Origin of the sequence: Lihuaxuella thermophila, from assembly GCF_900110165.1 — a bacterium.
Taxonomy (GTDB): Bacteria; Bacillota; Bacilli; order Thermoactinomycetales; family Thermoactinomycetaceae; genus Lihuaxuella; species Lihuaxuella thermophila.
In genome coordinates, this window is record NZ_FOCQ01000003.1 from 159637 (window position 1) to 183631 (window position 23995).

The window sequence follows — 23995 nt, forward strand, 5'->3', positions numbered from 1 at the left end:
GTTGGTATGTTTCATATTATTTTTTATTTTAATATAATTCATTTATGTTTTCAAACTTTTTTCATTTCAAAAGAACAACAGCTCTTACGGAAGGTAAAGAAGGGTTTTTAAAAATAGGGTCATACCTATTGGAAGGAAAGCTGGATTTCTACATACTTCCCGTCTTTCATCGTAATCGCTTTCGGCTGGGTGATTAATGCCCCGTCTTCGGACAATCCCTCAACCGACAAAGGAATTTTGTCTGAAGGCAATTGTTTGCTGGCATCATTGATTTTTGCCCGGATGGCAGCCGGATCATCGGTGGTGCCGGCCAGTTCCATCGCTTTTGCAAACAGATGCACAGCCATGTAATGGTATAACACTTCCGATGTCGGGATTTTGTCTGCGCCAAACTTCTTTTTATAGCTATCAACCACCTTCTTCGTTCCTTCTGTCGGCCACTGGGAAGCCGGACGAACTCCGATCACTCCTTCCAAGAGCCGGGGGTCTTTCAACACTTGCTCCACCTCTTCCAATTTCGCCTGGTCCATCATGATCACACCGCCCTTAAACCCTTGCTCCCGGGCATCTTTAATGATGAGGGCGGTAGGCTGGGAAGCTCCGCCAACAAACAGCACATCCGGTTTAGCTGAAAGCGCTTTCGCCACAGCGGATGAAAAATCGCTCTCTTTGTTGTAATCAACCGGGTTTTCAGCAACGATTTTTCCTCCGAGTCCCATCCACGTTTGCTTAAAAAGAGCCGTCCAATCTTTCGCATACTGGTGAGTTCCCGGCACCAGTGCCACTTTTTTGCCAAACCGTTTCATCATTTCTTCTGAGAACGGCTTCGGGTAAATGTGATAATTGGGGGGAATGCGAACCAACAGCGGATTTTTGGCCTCAGTGACCTTCGGTTCACTCGTATAGGCGGCAATCAGAAAATTTTCCTGCACATTAAACTGCTGCATCGCAAACACACCGCCTGAATGCGGGGTGAAGATGATCGTTGCCCCATTTTCATGTTTCAGCCGCCGGGCGTTGGTCGCCGTTTCGTTTGGAAGGTACTTGTCATCCAGTGCGACGAGCTTCAGCTTTACTTGATCTTGTCCTACCTTGATTCCTCCTGCGGCATTAATGTCATCGATGGCCATCTTCATCCCGTCCAACGTGTTTTTCCCATACAGAGCCGCCCCGCCGCTTTGGGGCCCGGACCACCCGATCGTGACAACGTTTGAGTCTCCTCCCGAGTTTCCACATGCTGCCAGAAAAAGAAGTGATACTACGGTTGACAGAGTGAACAGCGCTCTCCAGACTCGTCTCATTGAACCCTCTCCCTTGTCAGAATTCATTTTTATTTGCGTAGCGGAAATGTCCAGTCACCCGTCCTATACTCCTAAGCTCCAATATAAGCCCGTCTCACCTCCTCGTTGTCACAGAGCGTCTCCCGCGCCCCTTCAAGCACCAGGTGTCCGTTTTCGATGACGTAACCTCGCCGGGCGATCTGCAATGCTGCAAATGCATTTTGCTCGGCCAACAACACACTGGTTCCGTCACGATTGATTTTCTCGATGGTTTTAAACATCTGCTCAACGATGAGCGGAGCAAGACCGACCGAAGGTTCATCCAACAGCAGCAATTTCGGTCTGGCCATCAGAGCCCTTGCAATGGCAACCATCTGCTGCTGCCCCCCGCTCAACGAGCCGGCCGGTTGTTCCTTTTTCTCGTACAAAACCGGGAACAATTCGTAAATATTTTGAAGTGATCGGGCAATGCCCGCTTTGTCCTTCCGATGGATGTAAGCACCCAAGGTAAGATTTTTTAAGACGGACATCTCAGGAAACAAGTTTCTGCCTTCCGGACATTGAACGATTCCGGCCTTCACAATCCGGTCCGGGGACCACCCTCCGATCGATTGCCCCATAAACGCGACCTGGCCTGACACTGGTTTTAATAAGCCGCTGATGGTACGGAAAATCGTACTCTTCCCGGCACCGTTAGCCCCTAACAGCACAACCAGCTCTCCCTGGTTTACTTCCAAATTGACCGAGTGAAGCGCTGTGGAACTTCCATACTTGACTGTCACATCAATGAGCTTGAGCATGCGCGCCCCCTCCCAAGTACGCCTCGATCACCGTTTCATTCCGGCTGATTTCATCCGGGGTTCCTTCCGCAATCTTGATTCCCTGGTTCAAAACCATGATCCGGTCGGCAAGTTTCATGATCATCTGCATTTTGTGCTCAATAATGCAGATGGTCAGGCCTGCGTTCTTCATTTTTGTGATCAGTTCTGCCAGGTTGCTTGTTTCATCCGCATTAATGCCGCCCGCCGGTTCATCCAGCAGGACGATTTTTGGATCAGTGGATAACGCCAAGGCGATCGCCACTCTTTTTTGCTCTTCCTGAGAAATGCTGGCCACAGAACGGTTGGCCAGTGCAGAGGCACCGACAAATTCAAGTACTTGCAGGGCTTTTTCCCTGCACGCACGCTCTTCATTCCGATACCGTTGGCTGCGTATCACTGCACCCCAAAAGCCGCTTTTCGTCCGAAGCCGATGTCCGATCATCAAATTTTCCATCACCGTGGCTCCGGCAAATAATTTCGTTGTTTGAAACGTACGCGCGATCCCCATCTTCGCCATTTCATAGGATCGCTTATTCGTCACCTCCTCACCTTCAAAAAAGATTTTGCCGGAGGTGGGTGGATGAAGTCCGCTGATCAGATTGAAGAAGGTGGTTTTTCCTGCTCCGTTGGGACCGATGATCGCGGTGATTTCACCTTGATTGATCTGGAAATCCACCGAATTGACCGCTTGATTGCCACCGAAATATTTCGATAATTTTTCGGTTCTAAGCATCGCTTTCCCCCCCAGCCAATCTCCGGTCGTTGACCCCTCTTTCGATTCCCCGGTTCTTATCATCGGTGGTGTCCGGCAAAACAGATGGCTGATTCTTTTTCAGTTGGGCAAATGCCCCCATGATCCCATGCGGCAGGAACATGACGATCAGTACGAGGATCGGACCAAAGATGATCATCCGATAATCCTGCCAGGACTGAAGCCATTGCATCAACGTCATTACCAGCGCGGTTCCCACCACAGGGCCCCACAAAGTGCCGATTCCGCCAACCAGCAGATACAATAACATTTCAAATGCATGTTCAATGGAAGCGATTTCCGGGCCAAGGAATCGGAGATAACCGGCATACAATGCACCAGCCAGTCCGGCCAACACAGTTGAATAAACGAATGCCAGCATTTTGCTCTTCATTGCGTGAATTCCCAGTGACTCCGCCAACTCTTCACTGTTTCGAATCGAAATGAATGTTCTTCCGACCAACGAATGGATGATTTGCCGGTTTACAAACATGGCAAGTACAAAGAAAAACAGGATCAAATAATACTGAGAGGTGAGGGTGGAAAATTCAACAGAACCAATTTTCGGAACAGGAATTCCAAGCAGGCCGCGAACCCCCTCGGTCAACGATTCCCACTTTTCAATGACCAGGGAAAGTATGACTCCCATGCAGAGGGAGAAGATCGCAAAGTAGTGGCCTTTCAGGCGAAGGGAGATCATCCCTACCACCGCTCCGACCATCCCTGTCAGAACGACCGACACCGCCAGTGAAACCAGAAATGACATCTGCGCTTTCACCATCAAAAGCCCTAATGTATAGGCACCGATTCCAAAAAATCCCGCGTGGGCCAACGACAACTGTCCGGCATATCCGGCGATGATATTCATTCCGCTTACGGCAATAGACCAGATAAATACCATAATCAGCATATTTAGATAGTAAGAGTTGTCGGTGAGCAGAGGAATGGCCAATGCGACGAAGAAGAGTGCCGCCACAACCCATTTCGAGCCCGGAACAAATCTCATTTCAGCGGGCCTCCTTCGCAAACAGTCCGGTTGGCCGAACCGTCAGAATCAAGATCAAGAGGACAAAGGCAGCCAGATCTTTATATTCACTGTTGATGTAAGTTCCTGATATACTTTCCGCCAATCCAAGAATGTATCCTCCGATCACGGCCCCCGGAATGCTTCCCATTCCGCCCAGGACAATAATCACAAACGCTTTCAAGTTCACCATCGCCCCCATCGAGGGATAAACAAGGTTGATCGGCGCAGCTAATGATGCGGCGGCCGCGGCTAGTCCTGACGCGATGGCGAACGTCATGAGTGAAACCTTATTGGCGTTAATGCCTACAAGGAAAGCCCCTTCTCTGTTTTGAGCCATCGCTTCAATCGTTGATCCGATCACCGTTCGCTTCAAAAACAGATGCAACCCGATCATCAGAACAACGGCCGACACAATGACGAGGAGCCGTTGTTCCGTGATATTCAGTCCAAACAGATCGATGATTCCATCATACGGAGAATCAAGCCGGCGATAATCAGACCCCCACATTTTTCGGGCAATGGCTTCAATAAACAACATGACCCCGATTGAGGCAATCATCGAGTTGATATGAGGTGCATGATGCAACGGACGAAACACAAGCCGCTCAAGCAACATCCCGATCACGACGAGTATCGCCACAGCGAACAGGATGGCCGGCCAGTAACTCAAACCGTAATCCGTGATCAAAAAAAAGGTCACATACGCACCCAGCATATACAAATGACCGTGAGCAAAGTTCGGCAGATGCATAATTCCATAAATCAAAGTGATGCCAAGAGCCACAAGGCTGTAAATACTGCCAAGTACCAGGCCGTTGACGATCTGCTGAAAAAATAGATCCACTAGAATCCCCCCTGTCTGTTGCTTTTCATCTAGACGGGCTTGGGCATTTTTGTTTCACGCATCTGCAACCCAAAACGAAACGATTCCCCTCCTTTGAACCAACTAACCAGTTAGTATGTTTAATATTTGCTTTTTATTATATTTGAATATATGATATTATTCAAATATTTCTTTTTATTAAACATCGTCCGTATATTCCCATTCATTATAAAAATGCTGCTATGATATAAAAATAATATAAAAATTGAATTTATTAGGGGGAGCGGAAAATGAATATCTATGTCATTCGTCACGGTGAATCCGAACATAATGTTGACAAGTCTCGCATGGCCCATACCCACGATTCCAAGCACAACCTGACAGAATTGGGCAGAAAACAGGCGAAATCCACTGCAAAATTTATCAGAGATCATGTCAAAGGAAATATGATGGTTTATTCATCCCCGTATCTCCGAACCATGGAGACAGCGAAAACGATCCTCTCAATGCTTCCCAAGGGTACACCCTTCTATGAAAATCCTCTTCTCCGGGAGTGGGAGCTTGGAAATCTCTATGATTTTAACCAGCGAACCCCTCAAGCCAAAAAAGAATTTAAAGCAGCAGGCCGGTTTTATTTTCGTTTTCCAAACGGGGAATCACTTGCCGATGTCTATCTCCGCTCTTCAATGTTTATGCATACCGTGGTGCAACGACTTGAGCGGCAGCAACGGGTTGAAAACCTGATTGTGGTTACTCACGGCGCCTTCATCCAAATGCTGCTCGCCTTTTTGATGAATTGGCCGGTTGAAAAGATCGAATCCTTTGAACCGGTTGAAAATGCTGCGGTGATCCACATTCAAGAAACAAACGGGGAGTATCGCTATGAAAAGATATTTGTTCCTGAGGTTTGATCCATGACGGGAAGAGAGAGCATGAGACCTCTGTTTCAGAAACCATGATCTCCCCACTACTCCCCCTGTGTGAACAAAGAGTTTCTTGCAGTCGATTCAAACGGAATCAGTTTCTCCCGAAACATACTCACCAAATGGCAGGATCTCCGATACTTCCATAACTTTTCTATATACCAAAGCACAATGAAAGCCACTACTCCAAATTTATGTAGTGGCTTTAAGCTAAATCTGTTCAAATCAATATTTTTTCCATTATCCTCATTTTAGTTCCTTTTGTGTAGGGGATTCTTCTTGAATATGCAATATAGATATTCAGAATTTCATTCTCATAATGAATAAATAAAATATTAGACGAGGTAATCCGATCGCAGATAGTATTGCGATTGCAGTACGTACTTTTTTATCATCTCGGAATACAAACAATAAAAACTTATACCCTAAAATACCAATCCATCCACCCAAACAATTTAGAATGATATCATCAATGTCTGATGCTCCAATGCCTAAAATCCCCTGAATGATTTCAACTGATAAACTCACTGCAAATATAAACAACAGATTGGTTTTACCCTCTTTATTGTTTTTGAAAAATGACAAATATGCGCCAAGGGGGATAAAGATCGCTATATTGCCAACCACATTACCATAAGCGAATCGTTTTATATTGGCAGAGTTGCTAAAGATATATTCCTTGATAGTATTAAAAGGAATGAGATTGAATGTCCAAGGCTCCGACGGACCAAAATGTGACATTCTTGATAATATCAATAATTTAATTAAAAAAAGTATGTAACAAATGAAAACTCCATATATAAAGACTGTTTCAATTCTCTCCCGTTTATTCATAATACCTCGCATTTTTCATTCCATCCCTGCTTATTCTCTGACGTTTAGTTTATAAATAATCGGTAGTCCAGGATTGCGAACTGTAATATATCATACCAGCTTGTTAGTTGTAATGCTACCCTCAGAATTTAGATAAAATAGGCAAGGGCGGTTCAGGATTGGGATCTGGTGGCGGAGGAGATTCATATAGCGGTGATTCTTGTTTCGGAGATGGCAATGGCAGCGATGGAGGAGGCGGAGAAGATGGAGGTGGAAACGGCGGGGGTGGAAATGGTGGAGGTTAACATCCTCTTATCCCCTTTCCCCTCCCGCCAAGCTTGGGGGGGAACGCCCCGCGGCGGGAGGGCCGGGGCAGGAAATCGAAAAGATTTCACAATAGCTCGATACCAAATTACCTCAGACTGAATTCTCGCTCCGTTCCCCAGCATTTTTCTTATTTATCATTTCTAATGAATAGTGCACAACACTCCACATGCCCCGTCTGCGGGAACATGTCGACCGGCTGAACCTCAACCGGCTGATATCCCTTCTCATCCAGAACCTTCGCATCCCTTGCCAATGTAGCCGGGTTGCAGGAGACATATACCACACGTTTCGGGCCCATGCCGACAACGGCCTCCAGCAGAGCCGGGTCGCAGCCTTTTCGCGGAGGATCGACTATGATCACATCCGGCTTGATTCCCATCTTCAGCCAGCGGGGCATCACTTCTTCCGCCGCCCCCACTTCGAAATGAACATGGTTAAACCCATTTAACCTGGCGTTGTGCCTGGCATCTTCGACGGCTTCGGGAACGATTTCCACCCCGTACACCGCTTGGGCATCCTGCGCCAGATAGAGAGCGATCGTGCCGATGCCGCAGTATGCGTCAATGACCGTCTCCTTGCCTGTAAGCTTTGCGTATTTACGTACCTGGTCATACAGAACTTTTGTCTGCGCAGGATTCACCTGAAAAAAGGAATGAGGAGAGATAGCAAATCGGACCGGACCGATTGTATCGTGAATCGTTTCGCTCCCCCAGAGCAGACGGTTGACGGGGCCCAGGATGACATTGGTCCGCTTGCTGTTGATGTTTTGCACAATCGATTTCAGGTTGGGAAAGCGGCTCTTCATCTGTTCGACCAACGCTTTTTTATGGGGTAAATGCTCCCCGTTGGTAACCAGGACGATCATCATCTCACCCGTGTTCACACCGACACGAACCATGACATGGCGCAGCACGCCGTGGTGTTTTCGCTCATCATAAGGAGGAATGTCCAGCTCATTGGCCAGCCGTTTGACTGCAGCCACCGCCCGGTCGTTTTCGGGATGTTGGATGAGACAGGCATCCATGTCGATAATTACATGAGAGCCGGGTGCATAAAAACCGGCCACCACTTTCCCGTCCCTTCTTCCAAAGGGAACTTGCGCTTTGTTGCGGTATCTCCAAGGGTTCTCCATGCCGATGACAGGATGGATGATCACTCCCTGCAGGCCGCCGATGCGCTCAAAACTGTCCATCACTTGTTGCCGTTTGAGGCGGAGCTGGGCCGGATATGAAAGGTGCTGGGCCTGGCATCCCCCGCACTCGGCAAAGATCGGACACACAGGTTCCGCACGATCAGGATGCGGTTCGATCACTTCCATCAGTTCGGCAAGCGCATATGATTTCTTTACCTGCGTAATTTTAGCCCGCACTCGCTCACCGGGGACCGCCAGCGGACTGAACACGGTAAACCCTTCATACTTGCCGACACCCGCGCCATTGTGCGCCAGTCCCGTAATCTCGTATTCAATCTGTTGATCCTTATGAACAGGAGGTTTCTGTTTCATACTCTTTCTCCTTCACAAAAAAGCGGTCATGACTGGCTGTCACAACCTGGAGATGGATAGTCAGGGAACGGGGTCTCTGCAGCGGTCATGAGATTCAGGGAAAACCATTTCCCACTGCCAAAAGCATGACCTCCGGATGAACGCTAGGGACAAAAGATTTCCAGATGCTGGGGCAGGATTTCAAACCTTCCCGCCAGCTCCCCTCCCCACTCCCCATCTAAATTTAACTTGAGAGGCTCAGGGGTGGCAACATCAATCTGTTCCGTTTGAAAATAAATGATGCGCGAATCATGGATATGCTCGCCTTTATACGCCAGAGCCGCCAATTGCAGCAAATCAGGGATGTTGGTTTTCGGAACAATTAACACATCCATCAACCCGTCGCTTAAGTCAGCCGATGGAGCCAATTTTTCAAAACCGCCCACGGAGACGCTGTTCGCCATGATGAGAAGGAGAATTTCCGCTTCCCACTTTCCGCGCGGGGTTTTAATCTGCACCGGAAAGGGCTTATTCAGTGTTCCCAGCTTTTCGATCGCTTTGGCGTAATAAGCGAGCGGTCCCATCATCGTTTTCAACCGGCTGGGCGCCTCATAGGTGACTTCGGTGATCCTTCCCGCAGCCGCCACATTCACAAAATAGCGCTCACCAAACTTTCCGATATCGATGGTGATCGTTCTTCCGGCGGCTACCACTCCGCAGGCTTGGCACAAATCGCGCGGCAATTTTAATGCCCTGGCAAAGTCATTTGTCGTGCCGCCCGGCAAAATCCCCAGTTTCGGCGGGTGAGGGTGGCTGGCCAAACCGTTGACCACTTCATGGATCGTACCATCCCCTCCGGCGGCAATCACGACATCATAACCCTTATCTGCCGCAGCACGCGCTTCCTCTGCGGCGCACCATTTATCCTGTGTGGCCCGGCAAGAAGTTTCATAACCCGCTTCTTCCAGCAGATCCAAGATTTTAGGTAATCGTTTTTCCACTAATTCCCGTCCGGCGGTCGGATTATAGATCAGGCGAGCACGCGGCATTGTTTCGCCCTCCCCTTTTAACGATGTAACCTGTGAAGGTGTTGAGCTTAAAGTTTGGCAATGGATCCATCTGTTACTATTTTTTTCATTTTCATCTCATTTATATCCTTGCAGCTGGAAAACCGCTGGATTATAGCCAAAGTAAATAAGAAAAAGCAGACCCGGTGAGTGCTTCGGGTCTGCTCTCATCGTCAGTGGGGCAAATAAATCAACTGTAAAAGGAAGAGGACAGCAAAAACATAGACGAGGGGATGCACCGATTTCCACTGCTTTCTGGCTACTTTCATGACCGGATAAGCAATAAAGCCTAACGCGATTCCGGTTGCAATGCTGGAAGTGAGCGGCATGCTCAACACAACGAGAAAAGCCGGAAACGCCTCGTCGATTTGATCCCACTTGATGTAGGCCACATGTCCGACCATAAGCGAACCCACGACGATGAGTGCCGGAGCGGTGATTGCCGCAAGCCCGGATACGGCACTGATCAGAGGGCTGAAGAATGCTGACAAGGCAAACAGGATCGCCACAACGACGGCGGTGAGTCCGGTCCGACCCCCGGAAGCAACCCCGGAAGCCGATTCGATGTAAGCAGAAGTGGGGCTTGTACCAAACATGGAACCGACCAAGGTAGCCACAGAGTCGGCAATCAAGGTACGCTCCCCGCGGGGAAGCTTATTCCCTTCCATCAGCCCCGCCTGTTTGGCAACGCCGAGAACCGTGCCTGTCGTATCAAAAAGAGTGACCAGCAAGAAGGAGAAGACAACGGCATATAACCCGTAGTGGACCACATCACCGATGGCTTGAACCGGATTTGCCACGACCAGTTGATCCGGAATCTGCGGCAGGGAAACAAATCCTTTTTGAAAGGTGAGCTGTCCGTTGAAATAAGCGATCACTCCGGTAACCAGCATCCCGATGAACAAAGCGCCATTGATGTTGAGCGCCAAACAGACCAACGTAACCAAAAGCCCGATCAAGGTTAATGCGGCGGTAGGGGAATGGAGATTCCCGAGCGCCACCAAATTGGTCGGGTGATCCTGGATGATCCCCGATAAACGCAAGCCGATAAATGCGATAAACAACCCAATTCCAGCTGTAATCGCATTTTTCAGGTTATCCGGAATCACCTCGATCAGCTTGGTACGAAGAGGGGTTAAAGAAAGGAGCACAAACACCAATCCCGCGACAAAAACGGCGGAAAAAGCAGCCTCATAGCTTAATCCCTGGTGCGCCTTGACCACCGAATAGGCAAAATAGGCGTTTAAGCCCATAGCCGGTGCAATGGCGATCGGATAGTTGGCATACAACCCCATGAGCAGGGTTCCCACGATCGTTGCAACGATGGTGGCCGTAAAGCTGAGCTCAAAGGGGACACCGGCATCTTTCAAGATGATCGGGTTGACCACCATGATATAAGACATCGTGAAAAAAGTGGTGAGACCGGCAGTAAATTCTGTTTTGAGAGTAGATCCTTGTTTATGTAGACCAAACATGAATACAGTCCCCCAAAAAACGAATATTTTATCATAACAACAAATATAATATTCGTTTTTTCATTTGGAATCAAGGATTTTTCTTGCACTGAAACAATCCGGTGACAAATGTGAAATTCAAGGATGAGGACAAAAAAGTGAAACAGTCTGCGAATAAAAGAATAGACACGCCGATTCTATTCTGTTCAATGGTTTGAATGCCGCCTTATGATAAGCGCGGCTTTTTTCTTTGTAGTTAAATTGCTCCATCGGTCAACCGGTCATACACGGTAACGATAAAAAACAACTGGCGGTCGGCGTTAATATAAGGGTAGGTTGCTCGACAAAGAGAAAAGCCAGCCCGCGTTAAGGACTGGCTTCACCATTTGCTTCTGGTCCCAGCTGCTCTAAAATCCGCCGACGTACCCTGCGGCTTAATATTTTCCGTTCCAATGCCCCCCACACGCTCGAAGTTCCGTAATAGAGGGCGGTCGCCACCGGGGCTGTCCACAAAATGAGGAGGGAGATCCCGGTGATCAGGACAAAGCTGAACTTGACCGAACCCGTTTGCATAAACTCCCCGGGAATCAACGTCACCATGGTGGTTAACCCGCTGGTCAAGGCAACGGCGACAGGTATCATCGCCGAGGGATCCGGAACGCCGATGCTGCTTACCCAGGGCACCAGGATGGAATGTGCTGCCGGCCCGAGCTGGGAAAAGATCGTATATACAGTGATGAGAATCGGTGACTGGATGATCGCATTCATGAACAAGGCCAGAGGATTAAATTTTTGCTGCCGCATCAATTTGGCCATTTCCTCTGCCAAAGCTTCTGCCGTTCCCGTCCATGATTTCTGCAATTCGGCTGCCTTCCGGGAAAAGATAAATTGACTGGCAGCGAGGTCGGACTGTCGGACAGAAACGGGAATCAGGCAGATTCTCACCAGAACCGTAAACAAGATGACGGCAAGGCCCCAATCGCCAACCCAATGCTCGAGGCCCGCAAAAACTGGCTGGACAAAGTGAATAAGCTTCTGAATCAACGGCAAATTCGTCAATCTTCCTTCCTCCTTGTTTCTGTTTTTTTATGCCCAACAAGAAGGGAGGATGTGGCCGCTTTCATCATCCTCGTTCCCCATGCGGAGACGCGTTTTCGAAAGCATTGGGATTCGCGGGTGTCCTGTCCGGGAAACCCGTGAGAATCTGTTTGCCTGAAAAAGATCTGTCGCAGGTTGCAAGCAGTGAGAGGATCTTATCAAGGTATAAACTACAAATACTGTCGCACATGTGGCGATAAAAAGAACCAACCACTCCAGCGACGTCCACCAATCCAATTCCAATCCTCTCACCTCGCTTTCAACTTTAGAGTTATCTTACCATATGCCTCGCACCACAAGAAACAACAAAACTTCCTCATGTTGCTTAAAAGCGTGCTTAGATCGCCCGGATGAGCAAACTCCCTTGATATGTAACTGTTTCGTCACCTGTCCGCTTCTTACCCCCGAGCGGACTTCTCAGGTGACGCCGAATCTAGTGAAGGACAGATCCACGAAAAAAACATGTCTCTTTTTTATATCGATCTTATATTCGATTATTTTAATAATTATCTTTATATTCAATATATAACACTGAAGGAGGGATTTTACGTTTTTTTGCGAATAAATTTCATTTAAAATATAGATTATATTGGGAAAATAAAAATGATTTATTTTTTATCTGCAACCACAGAAAGTCCTGCCGATTACCCGTACGCTCGTTCCTGTTCCCTCATTCTGATACTCATTGAAAACAAGTGGTATTACCCGGTGGCCAGAGGTGAGTTTTCCACTGAAACCGGACATACACTGCTCAAGTCGACTGAGGAATCCGCACTGCTCATCGAATTGGTTGATCTTGCCATATCCAAAAGAGAATACCAGGCAACACCACCATCACCCCACGATTAACAACGCGGGCTTTCAGACGGCATTTCGTAAGCGCTTTCATATCTTAGCGCCACGTCCATCCCCGGTTTCACAGGTGACTCCGCTCATGTACCTGGAATCTGCGGGTGTCCGAGGGAGCAATGAATGTTGAGAAGTTTTGAACCGGTCCATGATCCAGGGGATTCCGGAAGATTCATGTTAAACGGAAATATCATTGTGCATGTAGGAGGTTGGAAGATGATCCGAACCAGAAACAGCATTATTTTCATTGTAACGATCACCTGTTTGTTTTTGACTGCTTGCAACCAAATTAGCCTGGAAAATTTGTTCGGCAACCTGTCCGGTAAACCACAGGCGCCGCAAGTGCTTCGGTTAACGGCGGATGCCGATCCCCCGGATCTTGACAGTACCACTACCCTGGACGGAAATTCCTTCAATGTGCTGAATAACGTGATGGAAGGATTGACCAGACTGGACGGGAACAATCACCCCCAACCCGCGATGGCGCTGGGGTATCCTGACATAAGCAAGGACCAAAAAATCTATACCTTCCGGATTCGCAACGCCGTTTGGAGCGATGGGCAACCAGTCAAGGCTCAGGATTTTGAATACGCCTGGAAGCGGGTTCTCAATCCTGCCACTCAATCAAAGTCGGCCATAAAACTCTACCCCATCCTGAATGCGGAAGAGTATCATACGGGCCGGGCGCGGGCGGAGGACGTTGGCGTCAAAGCCTTGGATGACCGTACGCTGCAAGTGACGTTAAAACATCCGATCCCCTATTTTCTGAATTTGACCGCTTCCGCCACTTATTTGCCACAACGAAAAGACATCGTGGAAAAGTTTGGAGAGAACTACGCAAAATCTCCTGACAAAATGGTTTATAACGGACCGTTCGTTTTATCTGATTGGAAACACGAACAAAGTTATCGATATAAAAAGAATGGGAATTATTGGGACAAAAGCCGCGTGTCATTAGATCAAGTGGATGTGAAGATTGTAAAGGATTATACCACCGCCGTGGGATTATACCTTTCCAATCAACTGGATGTCGCACCGTTAAACTCCCGGATTTATGAAGCCTTTAAAAATAACAAGGATCGCGTCACCATCATGCGCGGAGCCGTTATGTTCATGATGTTCAATACCCAAAACAAATTTTTTTCCAATCCAAAAATTCGCAAGGCCTTTCAATTGTCCATCGACCGGCAACAGTTAGTGCATGAAGTTTTGAATAATGGCTCGCTCCCGGCAGGAGGTATGGTGCCGCCGACAATCACTGCTTATAACGGCCGGCCGTTTAGAAATCAGACGAAGGATTATCTGGCGTTTGACCCGGTCAAGGCCAGGCAGTTATTGAGAGAGGGTTTGAAAGAAGTGCACCTCAACCAGGTTCCGGAGCGGTTGATCTTAAACGTGAACGATGATGAGCGGAAACGGATTGCTCTTTTTTTGAAGAAGCAATTTGAAGAGAATTTGGGCGTGCGGGTCTTGATCAACCCTCTGCAATTGAGGCAAAAAATCGGAATGGAAAAAAACGGACAATTCCAGTTTACTCTATTACGCTATATCGGCGACTACAATGATCCGATGGCATTTCTGGAAATCGCAACCAGCAAAAGCAAGGTCAATTTTGGACGCTGGCACAACCGGACGTTTGATCTGTTCATTTTGAAATCGAAGAGCAATCGCATCTACAAAGAGCGGAATCAGGATTTGATTAAAGCGGAAGAGATTATAATCAGTGATGCCGGAGCCGTTCCTTTGTATTACGAGGCTCAATCCTATTTACAAAAGCCGTACGTGAAAAAACTGTACAGGCATCCCATCGATGCGGAGTATTCTCTGAAATGGGTATCGATCGAGGGAAAACAAAGTCAAAGCAAGTGAGGCAGTGTTTGTTTCCGACTCGTGAAGCGGACAAAACCCATTCCTCCCGCGATGCCTTGCATAACGAAACAACCGGGGAAACGCCCGGTTGTTTCGTTATCTGCCAAGAAATCCGTCGGTATTTTTCATTGAATCTGCTCGAAACTCAATTGGCAGGACTGCTTCGTTTCACCGAATCTGCAACGTGTCCTCCACGAAAGCCCGCTTTTATCTATAAAGACCGGTCAGCTCTCTATTTTGAGGTCAGCTTCAATGAAATGTGCTGGGAAGTCGGGGTGGAATCAGGATATATTCCTGTCTGTCTTTGTTTTTCCTTTCTTTTTCAGACCGCTTCTTTTTTGGAGAGTTCCTCACGGACGACGGCTTCAATCCAACGGGAAATGAGCGGACTGGGCAAATAAGTTTTACCCGTGTATACATAGTCAAGCCCTTCCATCTTGGATGGAATCACCTTTCGGGTGAAATACCCTTCGCTCAGAAAGAGAGGCAGCACGAGTACGCGATATTCTTTGCTCCATTTGCTGAGCTGCTGGTGCAGGTTATCCGGGTGCATGGTAGCCAGCGCTGCCCCAGCAAAGCCCACTTCTGTGCGGATCTGCTCTGCCAGGCTGGCCATCCCTTTCTCCCAGATTTGTTTGAATCCTTCCACATCACTGCCGTGCCCCACCAGGAGGACCACCTCTTCCTCCGGCTTGACGCTCATCTCTTTGGCCCTTTCGAGCAGAATATCACGGATCAACGGATGGTCATCCATGGCGGGACACATCCGGATTCTTGCTTTTATTTGAAGCGGTTCTTCATCCACCTCAATGGCGGGATGTTTGTTGACTCCCAGCAGATAGCCGATTTCTTCGATATGCGTGCTGCCCGAGGAGACGAACAGAGGAACCGCGATGATTTCCGTTACCCCTTGACTCTCCAGTGCGTCAATTCCATCCTGGATGGAGCGTCCTTCGACCATTTCCAAAAAACTGGTCATGACAGGCATATCCAGTTGAACCTGGCTCACAGCCCGATCCACAAGCTCTACCCAGTCTTTTTTGCTGGAACCATGGGCAATCACCAGTACTCCGCGCTGTTTCATACCTTTCACCCCTCATGTAGCCCTTTGATGATTTTAACACAAGCGCATCGTTTCCGCGTTTAACTTCTTTTCAAACGCTGATAGGTCTGCCAGCAGATAAAAGCAAAGAAAAAGCTGATAATCCCGCTCAACAGGCTGGTTGGAAAGATGAACATATTCAGGAGCCCGTCGGCAACCAACAGTACAGTTAGGAGAAGGTAAATTTTTCTCGAAAACGGCCTGCCGCGAAGCTCATACAGAGTGACGAAAAAATACAGGGCAATCAGGAGAAAGTGAACAGCCAACACGGGCGAATTTTCGATGAAAAGATTGTAAACGCCAAAGCCGAAAAACAGGACAACGATGAGAATATGAAATAACTGCAACGGCCAGCCTCCTCCAGTGGTTCTTTTCTGCTAAAAAGGAGCCCGCCCCCAAGGGACGAGCCGTTTTGCTTACATCTTGCTATTTGCCAATATGCTCGCGGATCAGCTTGTTCACAAGTTGTGGATTGGCTTTTCCTTTGGTTGCTTTCATCACTTGTCCGACTAAAAAGCCGAGTGCCCGGTCTTTTCCGTTCTTAAAGTCTTCGACCGACTGCGGGTTGGCGGCCACCACTTTGGCCACTTCTTCTTTTAACTGCCCTTCATCGCTGATTTGCACCAGGCCCTGTTCTTCCACAATCTTACCCGGCTCTTTTCCGCTGTCCAGCATCTCTTTGAACACTTGTTTGGCGATTTTGCTGCTGATGGTCCCTTTTTGGATCAGTTGGATCAACTCGGCCAGATGCCGGGGTGTGACCTTGATTTCTTCGATCTCTTTTCCTTCCGCATTGAGGTAGCCCAACAAGTCGCTGGTAATCCAGTTGGAGGCGAGCTTGGGATCAGCCTCCCGGGCCACGGTTTGATCGAAGAAATCGGCAATGCTTCTGGAAGAGATGAGAATGCCGGCATCATAATCGGACAAGCCGTACTCGCGCGTATATCTTTCCTTGCGCGCATCGGGCAGTTCCGGAATGGAGGCGCGGATCTCCTCTTTCCATGCCTCGTCAATATGGAGACGAACCAGATCAGGCTCCGGGAAATAGCGATAATCGTGAGCTTCTTCTTTGGTACGCATCAATTTGGTGCGGTTTTCGTCTTCCAGCCAGCGCAAGGTTTGCTGCACAATTTCTTCCCCGCGATCGAGAAGCTCCGCCTGGCGTTGTTGTTCATACTCCAACGCTTTTTCTACGTTGCGGAAGGAGTTGAGGTTCTTTAGCTCCGTTTTGGTTCCCAAAGTGGTGGAACCCGCCGGACGCAGACTGATGTTGGCATCGCAGCGCAAGGACCCTTCTTCCATCTTCACATCGGAAACACCGGTGTATTGGATGATGGTCTTCAGCTTTTCCAAATAGGCTTTTGCTTCTGCAGGGGAACGTAAATCCGGCTCTGAAACGATTTCGATGAGCGGAACTCCGACACGGTTATAGTCGACCAGCGAAGCTTTTCCGCCTTCAATATGATTCAGTTTCCCGGCATCTTCTTCCAAATGGACACGTGTGATGCCGATCCGCTTTTTCTTACCGTCCACTTCAATTTCAATCCATCCGTTTTGACCGATGGGTTGATCATATTGCGAGATTTGATAGGCTTTGGGTAAATCAGGGTAAAAATAGTTTTTCCTGTCAAATTTGCTGTATTCAGCGATCTCACAATTCAAAGCCATTGCCGCTTTCATGGCATAGTTGACCGCTTCGCGGTTGAGGACTGGCAGAACTCCCGGATGGCCAAGGCAGACCGGACAGGTATGGGTGTTGGGAGGAGCGCCGAACGCTGTGGAACAACCGCAGAAGATCTTGCTTTTGGTGGATAACTCGACGTGAACTTCTAATCCGATCACTGTTTCGTACTTACTCATCTGCGGAACCTCCCATCTCCGGAAATGGCAAACGCTCCGTTTCCTGCTCAAAAGCATGAGCGACGCGCAAAATGGTAGCTTCATCAAAAGCCTTACCGATGATTTGCAGCCCGACGGGCAAACCGTCCGCCAAACCGCAGGGAACGCTGATCGCAGGCAAACCTGCCAGGTTGACCGGAATCGTACAAATGTCGTTGGCATACATGGTAAGGGGATCGTCCACTTTTTCACCGATCTTGAAGGCGGTCGTCGGCGTCGTCGGCCCGATGACCACATCATAGGCGGCAAAGATGTTTTCAAAGTCCCTGCGGATGAGGGTGCGCATTTTTTGCGCTTTTAAGTAGTAAGCATCATAGTATCCGGAGCTCAGGGCATAAGTTCCGAGCATAATCCGCCGCTTCACCTCGGCCCCGAAGCCCTGGCTGCGCGTTTCCAGAAACATGTCAACGAGATTTTCCCCTTCCTTGCGGACACCATAGCGGACACCGTCATAGCGGGCCAGGTTGGAAGAGGCTTCCGCCGGAGCGATCAGATAATAAGTGGCTACGGCATAATCGGCGTGAGTGAGAGAGACTTCTTCGACAACGGCCCCCATTTGCTCCAGCTTGAGAAGCGCCTCCTTTACCCGTTCACGCACGCCGGGCTCAATGCCTTCCCCCATCATCTCTTTCGGGACGGCCACGCGCAAGCCCTTCACATCCCCGGTCAGCGCCGACAGATAATCCGGCACTTCCACACGGGCGGAAGTGGAGTCTTTCGGGTCATGTCCGGCCAGGACCTGCAACACATAAGCCGCATCCTCCACATTTTTGGTGAGCGGCCCGATTTGATCCAGGGAGGAGGCAAACGCGACCAAACCGTAACGGGAAACACGCCCGTACGTCGGCTTTAACCCGACAACGCCACAAAACGCGGCAGGCTGGCGGATGGATCCCCCGGTATCCGAACCGAGCGCAAAGTAAACCTCCCCTGCTGCCACCGCCGCGGCCGAACCACCGCTGGAGCCGCCCGGCACACGTTCCAGGTCCCACGGATTGTAGGTGAGATGAAAGCCGGAGTTTTCCGTCGAGGAACCCATGGCAAATTCATCCATATTCATTTTCCCGATGGTTACCGCTTCGGATTCCGCCAGCTTTTCCACCACCGTTGCGTTGTAGATCGGGCGATAATTGGCCAGCAGCCGGCTCGCACAAGTGGTGGTGAGCCCTTCGGTACAAATGTTATCTTTGATTCCCGCCGGGAGGGCCGCCAGCAGGCCCCTCCGCTCAGAACCCTGCAGGGTCTGATCCAATTCGTCTGCGCGTTTTCTCGCCCCTTCGGCATCCACTGTCAAAAAGGCGCGTATTTTTCCGTCTACTTTCTCAATTTGGCTGAGAGATTCTTCTACCAGGTCGCGCGCAGAAAGTTCACGGTTGGCAAGACGCTTATGTATCTCTGTTAACGATTCACGTAGAAGCGACATGGTACTCCCCCTTATTCTTCAAATACAGCTGGTACACGGAACATGCCATCCTGCTGATCCGGCGCGTTGGATAAAGCTTTTTCCCCGGACACAGAGGGCTTCACTTCATCTTCCCGCATCACGTTGGCCATCGGCAGTACATGGCTCGTCGGCTCCACCTGGTCCGTATCCAGCTCGTTCAATTTCTCCGCAAATTGAAGGATGTCATTTAATTGGCCGGTAAACTGGTCCGCTTCCTGTTCCGTCAACTTTAAGCGGGCCAGAAAGGCTACTTTTTGCACTTCTTCTCTCGAGATTGACATCATGTTCACCTCCGCTGCAACAGATCCGTCATCATCAATAGCATCAGTTTGCCCAATCCAGTCTTATCACAGTATAGCACAAAAGAAAGAGATTTCCTGCGGTCGCTGTTGACATTCCTTTGACGACACAAAGATTGGAAGAATAGCCTCTCTCCGCTCCCGGGCTCCATTTCCTGATCAAGCAGATCCACTCTGCTCTGTTTTCCTTGGATTTAATCTTGCAACAATAATTGGAATATTTATAATTGAAATTGCCATATATTTACTAAAGTAGAGTTAGGAGAGATTTCTTTGAGCAAAAAATGGAAGGTTCTGTTGATCGGATTGTTGGCATTTGCTTTGGTTGTCGCTTGTTTCGAAATCACCTCCCAATTAAACGCGGCAAAAAATGACGACAAGCAGATACTGAGATTGACTGAACCCGTCAATTTTGTCAATCTCGACAGCGCCACTGCCACAGACACCACTTCTTTCAACATATTAAATAATGTGGGAGAAGGGTTGATGAGAATGGGCAAAGATCATCGTCCCATTTACGGTCTGGCGGAAAGTGTAAAAATCAGTGTGGACCGAAAGGTGTACACATTCAGGCTGCGGGAAGGAATCAAATGGAACGACGGTCAGCCGATCCGCGCGCAAGATTTTGAATACGCATGGAAGAGGGTGCTGGATCCCGAACTCAAAGCGCAGAAATCCAACATTCTCTTTTGCATCGCAGGTGCTGAAGCCTATCACAATAATAAAGTTCCGGCAGATCAGGTAGGTGTCACAGCCAGGGATGACAAAACATTGGAAGTGAGGCTGAAAAAGCCCACCCTTAACTTTTTGAGCATGCTCACCCTGCCCGTTTTCCAACCGCAGCGAAAAGAGTTCGTGGAGAAGTTAAAAAATCATTACGGCAAAAAACCGGAAACCGTTGCCTACAGCGGACCTTTTACGGTTACAAAGATTTCCCCGCAAAAAATGATGCTGGTCAAAAACGCAAACTATTGGGACCGGGACAACGTCCGGCTCAAACAAATAGACATCCACTTTGTAAAGGATACGGCTACGGAAATCCGTATGTACAATACCAACCAATCGGACATGGCCAGGTTGGATCAAGAGTTTGCTGAAGGATTTAAACAGTCTCCCGACTATCTGTATATTGAAACAGCCAGAATCCAGTATCTCCTCCTCAATCAGAAAAACAAATTTTTTAAGAACGCCAATATTCGCCGGGCGATCACCCTCGCGATCAACCGTTCCGTCATCACCGACGAAATATTAAAAGACGGCTCCAAACCTGCAGGTTCACTGGTTCCGCCAACCATCACCGGGATGGGTACACGCTCTTTCCGTCAAATGTCAGGGGGAGAAATTGTCACCCCTGATGTGAGAAAGGCGAGAGCATATTTTCAAAAGGGATTAAAAGAACTCGGCTTATCCAAACCGCCAAAAGGATTGCAGCTGTTAAGCTATGACGATTCACGCAGGAAAATCGCCATCTCCATTAAAAAGCAATTGAAGGACAATTTGGGATTGGAAATAAAGCTCAACTCCCCTCCCTCCAAGATCAAATTCAAAATGGAAAATACCGGTCAATTTGACATGGTTTTGTCCCGCTGGCGGGGGGATTTCAACGATCCGTTCAATTTTCTCTCCGTATGGGTTTCCAAAAACCCGCTCAATCACATGGAACATAAAAACCCCCATTATGACCGGCTGATCAATCATGCCCAGCAGTCTCCCGCAGAAAGAGAGAAGCTGGCCTTGCTCATCCAGGCAGAGAGAACACTGATTTCCGATCAACGGGAAGCCGCGATCATTCCCCTCTTTTATATCGGTTCCGCTTATTTGCAAAAACCGTATGTCAAAAACTTGTACAGGCATCCTTACGGTCCTGATTATACGCTGAAATGGGCCTATATCAGCGATAAGAAGGAATGATGAGGATGGCCGGGACGGCAGGCTCTGTAGGACGGGCCTGTCTTTTTTCATTTCAATTTCATTTAAATTAGAGCCATTTCAACAGTTTTCCAACTTTTTTGTGTCCAAATAATGACTTAATTCGAGTATAATTATAGATATATCTATTCATATTTTTCAGTGGAAAGGATGATTCAATGAAGAAGCGCTGGCTTTCTTATTTGATCTGGGCGGCGATTTCCGCTCTCGGAGCCGCGGGTTTTGCCATTTTGGCCCTGAAGCGCGGTGAAACGGTGAATGCCCTCTGGCTCCTGACGGCGGCAACGTGTACTTATGCGATCGGTTATCGTTTTTACAGCCGCTTTATGGCCCGAAAAGTGTTTGAATTGGATGACAACAGGAAGACTCCCGCTGAAGTGATCAACGACGGAAAAGACTTTGTCCCCACCAACAAGTGGGTGTTATTTGGCCACCACTTTGCCGCGATCGCAGGGGCAGGTCCGCTCGTCGGCCCGATCCTGGCCGCACAGATGGGGTATCTTCCGGGTACGCTGTGGATTGTTGTCGGCGTTGTACTGGGAGGTGCTGTCCAGGACTTCATCATCCTGTTTGGTTCCATGCGCCGGAACGGTAAATCCCTCGGTGACATGGCCAGGGAAGAGATCGGACCGGTGGGAGGTTTCACCGCTCTCTTTGCCATTCTTGGAATTATGATCATTCTGCTCGCGGTGTTGGCGCTCGTAGTTGTGAAAGCGCTCGCTCACAGCCCGTGGGGCATGTTTACCATCGCCATGACCATTCCCATCGCCCTTTTCATGGGGATTTACATGCGTTATATCCGACCGGGGAAAGTGTTGGAAACATCGCTGATCGGCTTTGCCCTTTTGCTTCTTTCCCTGATCGCGGGCCAATACGTTGCCGAACATCCGACCCTTGGACCGTTGTTCACCCTGGAAGGAACCACCATTGCCTGGTTGATGATTATTTACGGTTTTGTCGCTTCTGTCATTCCGGTTTGGCTGCTCCTGGCGCCGCGCGATTATCTCAGCACCTTTCTGAAAATCGGTACCATTTTCGCTTTGGCGCTCGGTATTGTGTTCGTGATGCCCGACCTGAAAATGCCTGCTCTCACCAAATTTATTGATGGAACAGGTCCCGTATTTTCCGGCAATCTGTTCCCGTTCGTCTTCATCACGATCGCCTGCGGCGCGATTTCCGGCTTCCACGCGCTTGTCTCGTCCGGAACCACGCCGAAAATGATCGCCCGTGAATCCCATGCGCGTATGATCGGTTACGGCGGAATGTTGACGGAATCTTTTGTTGGTATTATGGCCTTGATCTCCGCTTGCGTATTGACCCCGGGTGTCTATTTTGCGATGAACAGCCCGGCTGCGGTGCTTGGAACCGATGTGGCAAGCGCGGCTGCCGCTGTTTCCAAGATGGGCTTTACCATCACGCCGGAAGAGCTGACCAACTGGGCGAAATCGATCGGCGAATCCACCATTCTTTCCCGTACAGGAGGCGCACCGACGCTCGCGGTCGGAATGGCCTTTATATTCTCCAGTTTCACCAGCGAAGCGTTAATGGCCTTCTGGTACCACTTCGCCATCTTGTTTGAAGCCGTTTTCATCCTGACCACCATCGATGCCGGAACGCGGGTAGGACGCTTCATCCTGCAAGATTTGCTCGGGCGGTTTTCACCAAAGCTGGGTCAGACCGAATGGTATCCGGCCAATATCCTGGCCAGTGGCGCCATCGTGGCCGGATGGGGATATTTCCTCTACCAAGGGGTGATTGATCCGCTGGGCGGGATTAACACCTTATGGCCCCTGTTCGGAATTGCCAACCAAATGCTGGCTGTCGTAGCATTGGTCGTCGGTACCACCATCCTGATCAAGATGGGTAAAGCGGTCTACTCATGGATCACCTTTGTCCCGCTTGTCTGGCTGACCACGGTAACCATGACCGCCGGATGGCAAAAGCTGTTCCATGAAAAAGCATCCATCGGCTTCCTGGCGGCTGCGGAGAAATACCAGGATGCCATCAATAAAGGCCAGATCCTCGGTCCGGCCAAGTCGATGGAAGAGATGGAACGCATCGTTCTCAACAATCAAATCGATGCCGTTCTCACCGCCATTTTTATGATCCTGGTGGCTCTGATCATCATCGATGCAGCCCGCGTCTGGTATAAAATCCTGGTGAAACATGAAAAACTCCCGTTACGCGAATCGGCCTATATTCCACACAAAGCCTGAATCAATGGAGGGTGACTGATGAGCGAAAAAAACACGCTTTGCCCTCGCTGGAAAAAACCGTTCCGGCTGATCGCCGATTATCTGAATGAAATAGCCGGAGTTCCCAATTATGAAAGATATCTCGAACATTTCCACAAACACCACCCCGGCGAAAAGCCTTTGAGCGAAGCGGAATTTCACCGCCAAGCCATTGATGAAAAATACGGCGGGGGGACGATTCGCCGATGTTGCTAAAAAAGGATGTCCGATTGGACATCCTTTTTCTATCCTAAACCTGTTAAGCATCTTTGTTTGTCAGGTTTGTTTGGGCAGCCGGAGGTTCTTTTTTGACTTCCGATTGTGCCGCCCGGGCAGGTTCCTGTCTTTTCTCCTCATCATCGCTCAAGATGCCGCTGGTGGCATTTTTAAACTCCCGAATGGACTTACCCACAGCCCGTCCCAGTTCCGGCAATTTTTTCGGGCCGAACAAGATCAAAGCGACGATAAAAATAAGAATCCATTCCATTCCTCCGATGTTCAAT

At 49.0% G+C, this 23995-nt stretch carries 21 protein-coding genes and 1 pseudogene; 6 read left to right on the forward strand and 16 right to left on the reverse strand.

Translation table 11 applies throughout. From position 1 onward, the window contains the following. Positions 1–125: 125 nt before the first annotated feature. From BMW55_RS04325 to BMW55_RS04345, 5 genes are all read right to left on the reverse strand, one after another. On the reverse strand, positions 126–1301 hold the full coding sequence (locus tag BMW55_RS04325) for an ABC transporter substrate-binding protein (protein WP_089965711.1): 1176 nt from the start codon (positions 1299–1301) through the stop codon (positions 126–128). Positions 1302–1372: 71 nt separating this feature from the next. After that, complete coding sequence (locus BMW55_RS04330) at positions 1373–2080, reverse strand: ABC transporter ATP-binding protein (protein ID WP_089965712.1); 708 nt, start codon at positions 2078–2080, stop codon at positions 1373–1375. Next, complete coding sequence (locus BMW55_RS04335; RefSeq protein ID WP_089965714.1) at positions 2064–2834, reverse strand: ABC transporter ATP-binding protein; 771 nt, start codon at positions 2832–2834, stop codon at positions 2064–2066. Before BMW55_RS04335 ends, BMW55_RS04330 begins: the two co-directional genes overlap by 17 nt. After that, positions 2827–3858: a branched-chain amino acid ABC transporter permease gene (locus BMW55_RS04340; protein WP_089965716.1), complete on the reverse strand. Its 1032-nt coding sequence runs from the start codon at positions 3856–3858 to the stop codon at positions 2827–2829. The genes BMW55_RS04335 and BMW55_RS04340 overlap by 8 nt, the downstream gene beginning before the upstream one ends. Before the next feature lies 1 nt (position 3859). Continuing rightward, the gene (locus BMW55_RS04345) at positions 3860–4723 is read right to left on the reverse strand and encodes a branched-chain amino acid ABC transporter permease (RefSeq protein WP_089965717.1); all 864 of its coding nucleotides are present in this window, start codon (positions 4721–4723) and stop codon (positions 3860–3862) included. Positions 4724–4992: 269 nt separating this feature from the next. Here BMW55_RS04345 and BMW55_RS04350 point away from each other — a divergent pair, with 269 nt between their 5' ends. Continuing rightward, entirely contained in the window at positions 4993–5613 is a 621-nt protein-coding gene (locus BMW55_RS04350; RefSeq protein ID WP_089965719.1) for a histidine phosphatase family protein, read from the forward strand. 312 nt (positions 5614–5925) lie between these two features. Here BMW55_RS04350 and BMW55_RS04355 read toward each other — a convergent pair whose 3' ends face one another. Next, positions 5926–6471, reverse strand: a complete 546-nt coding sequence (locus BMW55_RS04355; protein WP_244527435.1) for a VanZ family protein — start codon at positions 6469–6471, stop codon at positions 5926–5928. A gap of 156 nt (positions 6472–6627) precedes the next feature. On the opposite strand from BMW55_RS04355, the gene BMW55_RS04360 reads away from it, so the two are divergent. Further along, positions 6628–6864: a hypothetical protein gene (locus BMW55_RS04360; protein ID WP_139179434.1), complete on the forward strand. Its 237-nt coding sequence runs from the start codon at positions 6628–6630 to the stop codon at positions 6862–6864. Between the two features lie 28 nt (positions 6865–6892). Here BMW55_RS04360 and rlmD read toward each other — a convergent pair whose 3' ends face one another. From rlmD to BMW55_RS04380, 4 genes are all read right to left on the reverse strand, one after another. After that, on the reverse strand, positions 6893–8269 hold the full coding sequence (gene rlmD / locus BMW55_RS04365; RefSeq protein ID WP_089965723.1) for a 23S rRNA (uracil(1939)-C(5))-methyltransferase RlmD: 1377 nt from the start codon (positions 8267–8269) through the stop codon (positions 6893–6895). A 143-nt stretch (positions 8270–8412) separates the two neighbouring features. Beyond that, complete coding sequence (locus BMW55_RS04370; protein WP_089965724.1) at positions 8413–9297, reverse strand: YegS/Rv2252/BmrU family lipid kinase; 885 nt, start codon at positions 9295–9297, stop codon at positions 8413–8415. A 191-nt stretch (positions 9298–9488) separates the two neighbouring features. Beyond that, positions 9489–10790, reverse strand: a complete 1302-nt coding sequence (locus BMW55_RS04375) for an NCS2 family permease (RefSeq protein ID WP_089965726.1) — start codon at positions 10788–10790, stop codon at positions 9489–9491. A 345-nt stretch (positions 10791–11135) separates the two neighbouring features. Beyond that, positions 11136–11828, reverse strand: a complete 693-nt coding sequence (locus BMW55_RS04380) for a YidC/Oxa1 family membrane protein insertase (RefSeq protein ID WP_089965728.1) — start codon at positions 11826–11828, stop codon at positions 11136–11138. A gap of 1104 nt (positions 11829–12932) precedes the next feature. On the opposite strand from BMW55_RS04380, the gene BMW55_RS04390 reads away from it, so the two are divergent. Then, complete coding sequence (locus BMW55_RS04390) at positions 12933–14585, forward strand: peptide ABC transporter substrate-binding protein (protein WP_170839735.1); 1653 nt, start codon at positions 12933–12935, stop codon at positions 14583–14585. A gap of 322 nt (positions 14586–14907) precedes the next feature. Here the strand turns inward: BMW55_RS04390 and BMW55_RS04395 are convergent, their stop codons facing one another. The 5 genes from BMW55_RS04395 to gatC form a co-directional block, all read right to left on the reverse strand. Next, positions 14908–15669 carry a sirohydrochlorin chelatase gene (locus BMW55_RS04395; protein WP_089965733.1) on the reverse strand — a complete coding sequence of 254 codons (762 nt, stop codon included), beginning with the start codon at positions 15667–15669 and terminating at the stop codon, positions 14908–14910. Positions 15670–15728: 59 nt separating this feature from the next. Next, positions 15729–16034 (reverse strand): hypothetical protein, encoded by a 306-nt coding sequence (locus BMW55_RS04400; protein WP_089965735.1) that lies wholly within the window; start codon positions 16032–16034, stop codon positions 15729–15731. 79 nt (positions 16035–16113) lie between these two features. After that, positions 16114–17547: an Asp-tRNA(Asn)/Glu-tRNA(Gln) amidotransferase subunit GatB gene (gene gatB / locus BMW55_RS04405; RefSeq protein WP_089965736.1), complete on the reverse strand. Its 1434-nt coding sequence runs from the start codon at positions 17545–17547 to the stop codon at positions 16114–16116. Then, the gene (gatA, locus tag BMW55_RS04410; RefSeq protein ID WP_089965738.1) at positions 17540–19009 is read right to left on the reverse strand and encodes an Asp-tRNA(Asn)/Glu-tRNA(Gln) amidotransferase subunit GatA; all 1470 of its coding nucleotides are present in this window, start codon (positions 19007–19009) and stop codon (positions 17540–17542) included. Before gatA ends, gatB begins: the two co-directional genes overlap by 8 nt. Positions 19010–19020: 11 nt before the next feature. After that, on the reverse strand, positions 19021–19311 hold the full coding sequence (gene gatC / locus BMW55_RS04415; protein WP_280139738.1) for an Asp-tRNA(Asn)/Glu-tRNA(Gln) amidotransferase subunit GatC: 291 nt from the start codon (positions 19309–19311) through the stop codon (positions 19021–19023). A 291-nt stretch (positions 19312–19602) separates the two neighbouring features. On the opposite strand from gatC, the gene BMW55_RS04425 reads away from it, so the two are divergent. The 3 genes from BMW55_RS04425 (at position 19603) to BMW55_RS04435 (ending at position 23708) form a co-directional block, all read left to right on the forward strand. Then, a complete protein-coding gene (locus tag BMW55_RS04425; RefSeq protein WP_089965744.1) occupies positions 19603–21240 on the forward strand; it encodes a peptide ABC transporter substrate-binding protein in 1638 nt (545 codons plus the stop codon). A gap of 176 nt (positions 21241–21416) precedes the next feature. Continuing rightward, positions 21417–23474 (forward strand): carbon starvation CstA family protein, encoded by a 2058-nt coding sequence (locus BMW55_RS04430; RefSeq protein ID WP_089965745.1) that lies wholly within the window; start codon positions 21417–21419, stop codon positions 23472–23474. 18 nt (positions 23475–23492) lie between these two features. After that, positions 23493–23708 (forward strand): YbdD/YjiX family protein, encoded by a 216-nt coding sequence (locus BMW55_RS04435; RefSeq protein ID WP_089965747.1) that lies wholly within the window; start codon positions 23493–23495, stop codon positions 23706–23708. Between the two features lie 121 nt (positions 23709–23829). Here the strand turns inward: BMW55_RS04435 and BMW55_RS19805 are convergent. Continuing rightward, positions 23830–23994: pseudogene (locus BMW55_RS19805) on the reverse strand (twin-arginine translocase TatA/TatE family subunit); the annotation flags it as partial. Position 23995: the final 1 nt, after the last annotated feature.

What these genes read in the sequence shown, in the direction of transcription:
- BMW55_RS04325 (WP_089965711.1), bottom strand. Translation starts at nt 1,301, where the DNA reads ATGAGACGAGTCTGGAGAGCGCTGTTCACTCTGTCAACCGTAGTATCA.
- BMW55_RS04330 (WP_089965712.1), bottom strand. Translation starts at nt 2,080, where the DNA reads ATGCTCAAGCTCATTGATGTGACAGTCAAGTATGGAAGTTCCACAGCG.
- BMW55_RS04335 (WP_089965714.1), bottom strand. Translation starts at nt 2,834, where the DNA reads ATGCTTAGAACCGAAAAATTATCGAAATATTTCGGTGGCAATCAAGCG.
- BMW55_RS04340 (WP_089965716.1), bottom strand. Translation starts at nt 3,858, where the DNA reads ATGAGATTTGTTCCGGGCTCGAAATGGGTTGTGGCGGCACTCTTCTTC.
- BMW55_RS04350 (WP_089965719.1), top strand. Translation starts at nt 4,993, where the DNA reads ATGAATATCTATGTCATTCGTCACGGTGAATCCGAACATAATGTTGAC.
- BMW55_RS04355 (WP_244527435.1), bottom strand. Translation starts at nt 6,471, where the DNA reads ATGCGAGGTATTATGAATAAACGGGAGAGAATTGAAACAGTCTTTATA.
- rlmD (WP_089965723.1), bottom strand. Translation starts at nt 8,269, where the DNA reads ATGAAACAGAAACCTCCTGTTCATAAGGATCAACAGATTGAATACGAG.
- BMW55_RS04370 (WP_089965724.1), bottom strand. Translation starts at nt 9,297, where the DNA reads ATGCCGCGTGCTCGCCTGATCTATAATCCGACCGCCGGACGGGAATTA.
- BMW55_RS04375 (WP_089965726.1), bottom strand. Translation starts at nt 10,790, where the DNA reads ATGTTTGGTCTACATAAACAAGGATCTACTCTCAAAACAGAATTTACT.
- BMW55_RS04390 (WP_170839735.1), top strand. Translation starts at nt 12,933, where the DNA reads ATGATCCGAACCAGAAACAGCATTATTTTCATTGTAACGATCACCTGT.
- BMW55_RS04395 (WP_089965733.1), bottom strand. Translation starts at nt 15,669, where the DNA reads ATGAAACAGCGCGGAGTACTGGTGATTGCCCATGGTTCCAGCAAAAAA.
- gatB (WP_089965736.1), bottom strand. Translation starts at nt 17,547, where the DNA reads ATGAGTAAGTACGAAACAGTGATCGGATTAGAAGTTCACGTCGAGTTA.
- gatA (WP_089965738.1), bottom strand. Translation starts at nt 19,009, where the DNA reads ATGTCGCTTCTACGTGAATCGTTAACAGAGATACATAAGCGTCTTGCC.
- gatC (WP_280139738.1), bottom strand. Translation starts at nt 19,311, where the DNA reads ATGTCAATCTCGAGAGAAGAAGTGCAAAAAGTAGCCTTTCTGGCCCGC.
- BMW55_RS04430 (WP_089965745.1), top strand. Translation starts at nt 21,417, where the DNA reads ATGAAGAAGCGCTGGCTTTCTTATTTGATCTGGGCGGCGATTTCCGCT.
- BMW55_RS04435 (WP_089965747.1), top strand. Translation starts at nt 23,493, where the DNA reads ATGAGCGAAAAAAACACGCTTTGCCCTCGCTGGAAAAAACCGTTCCGG.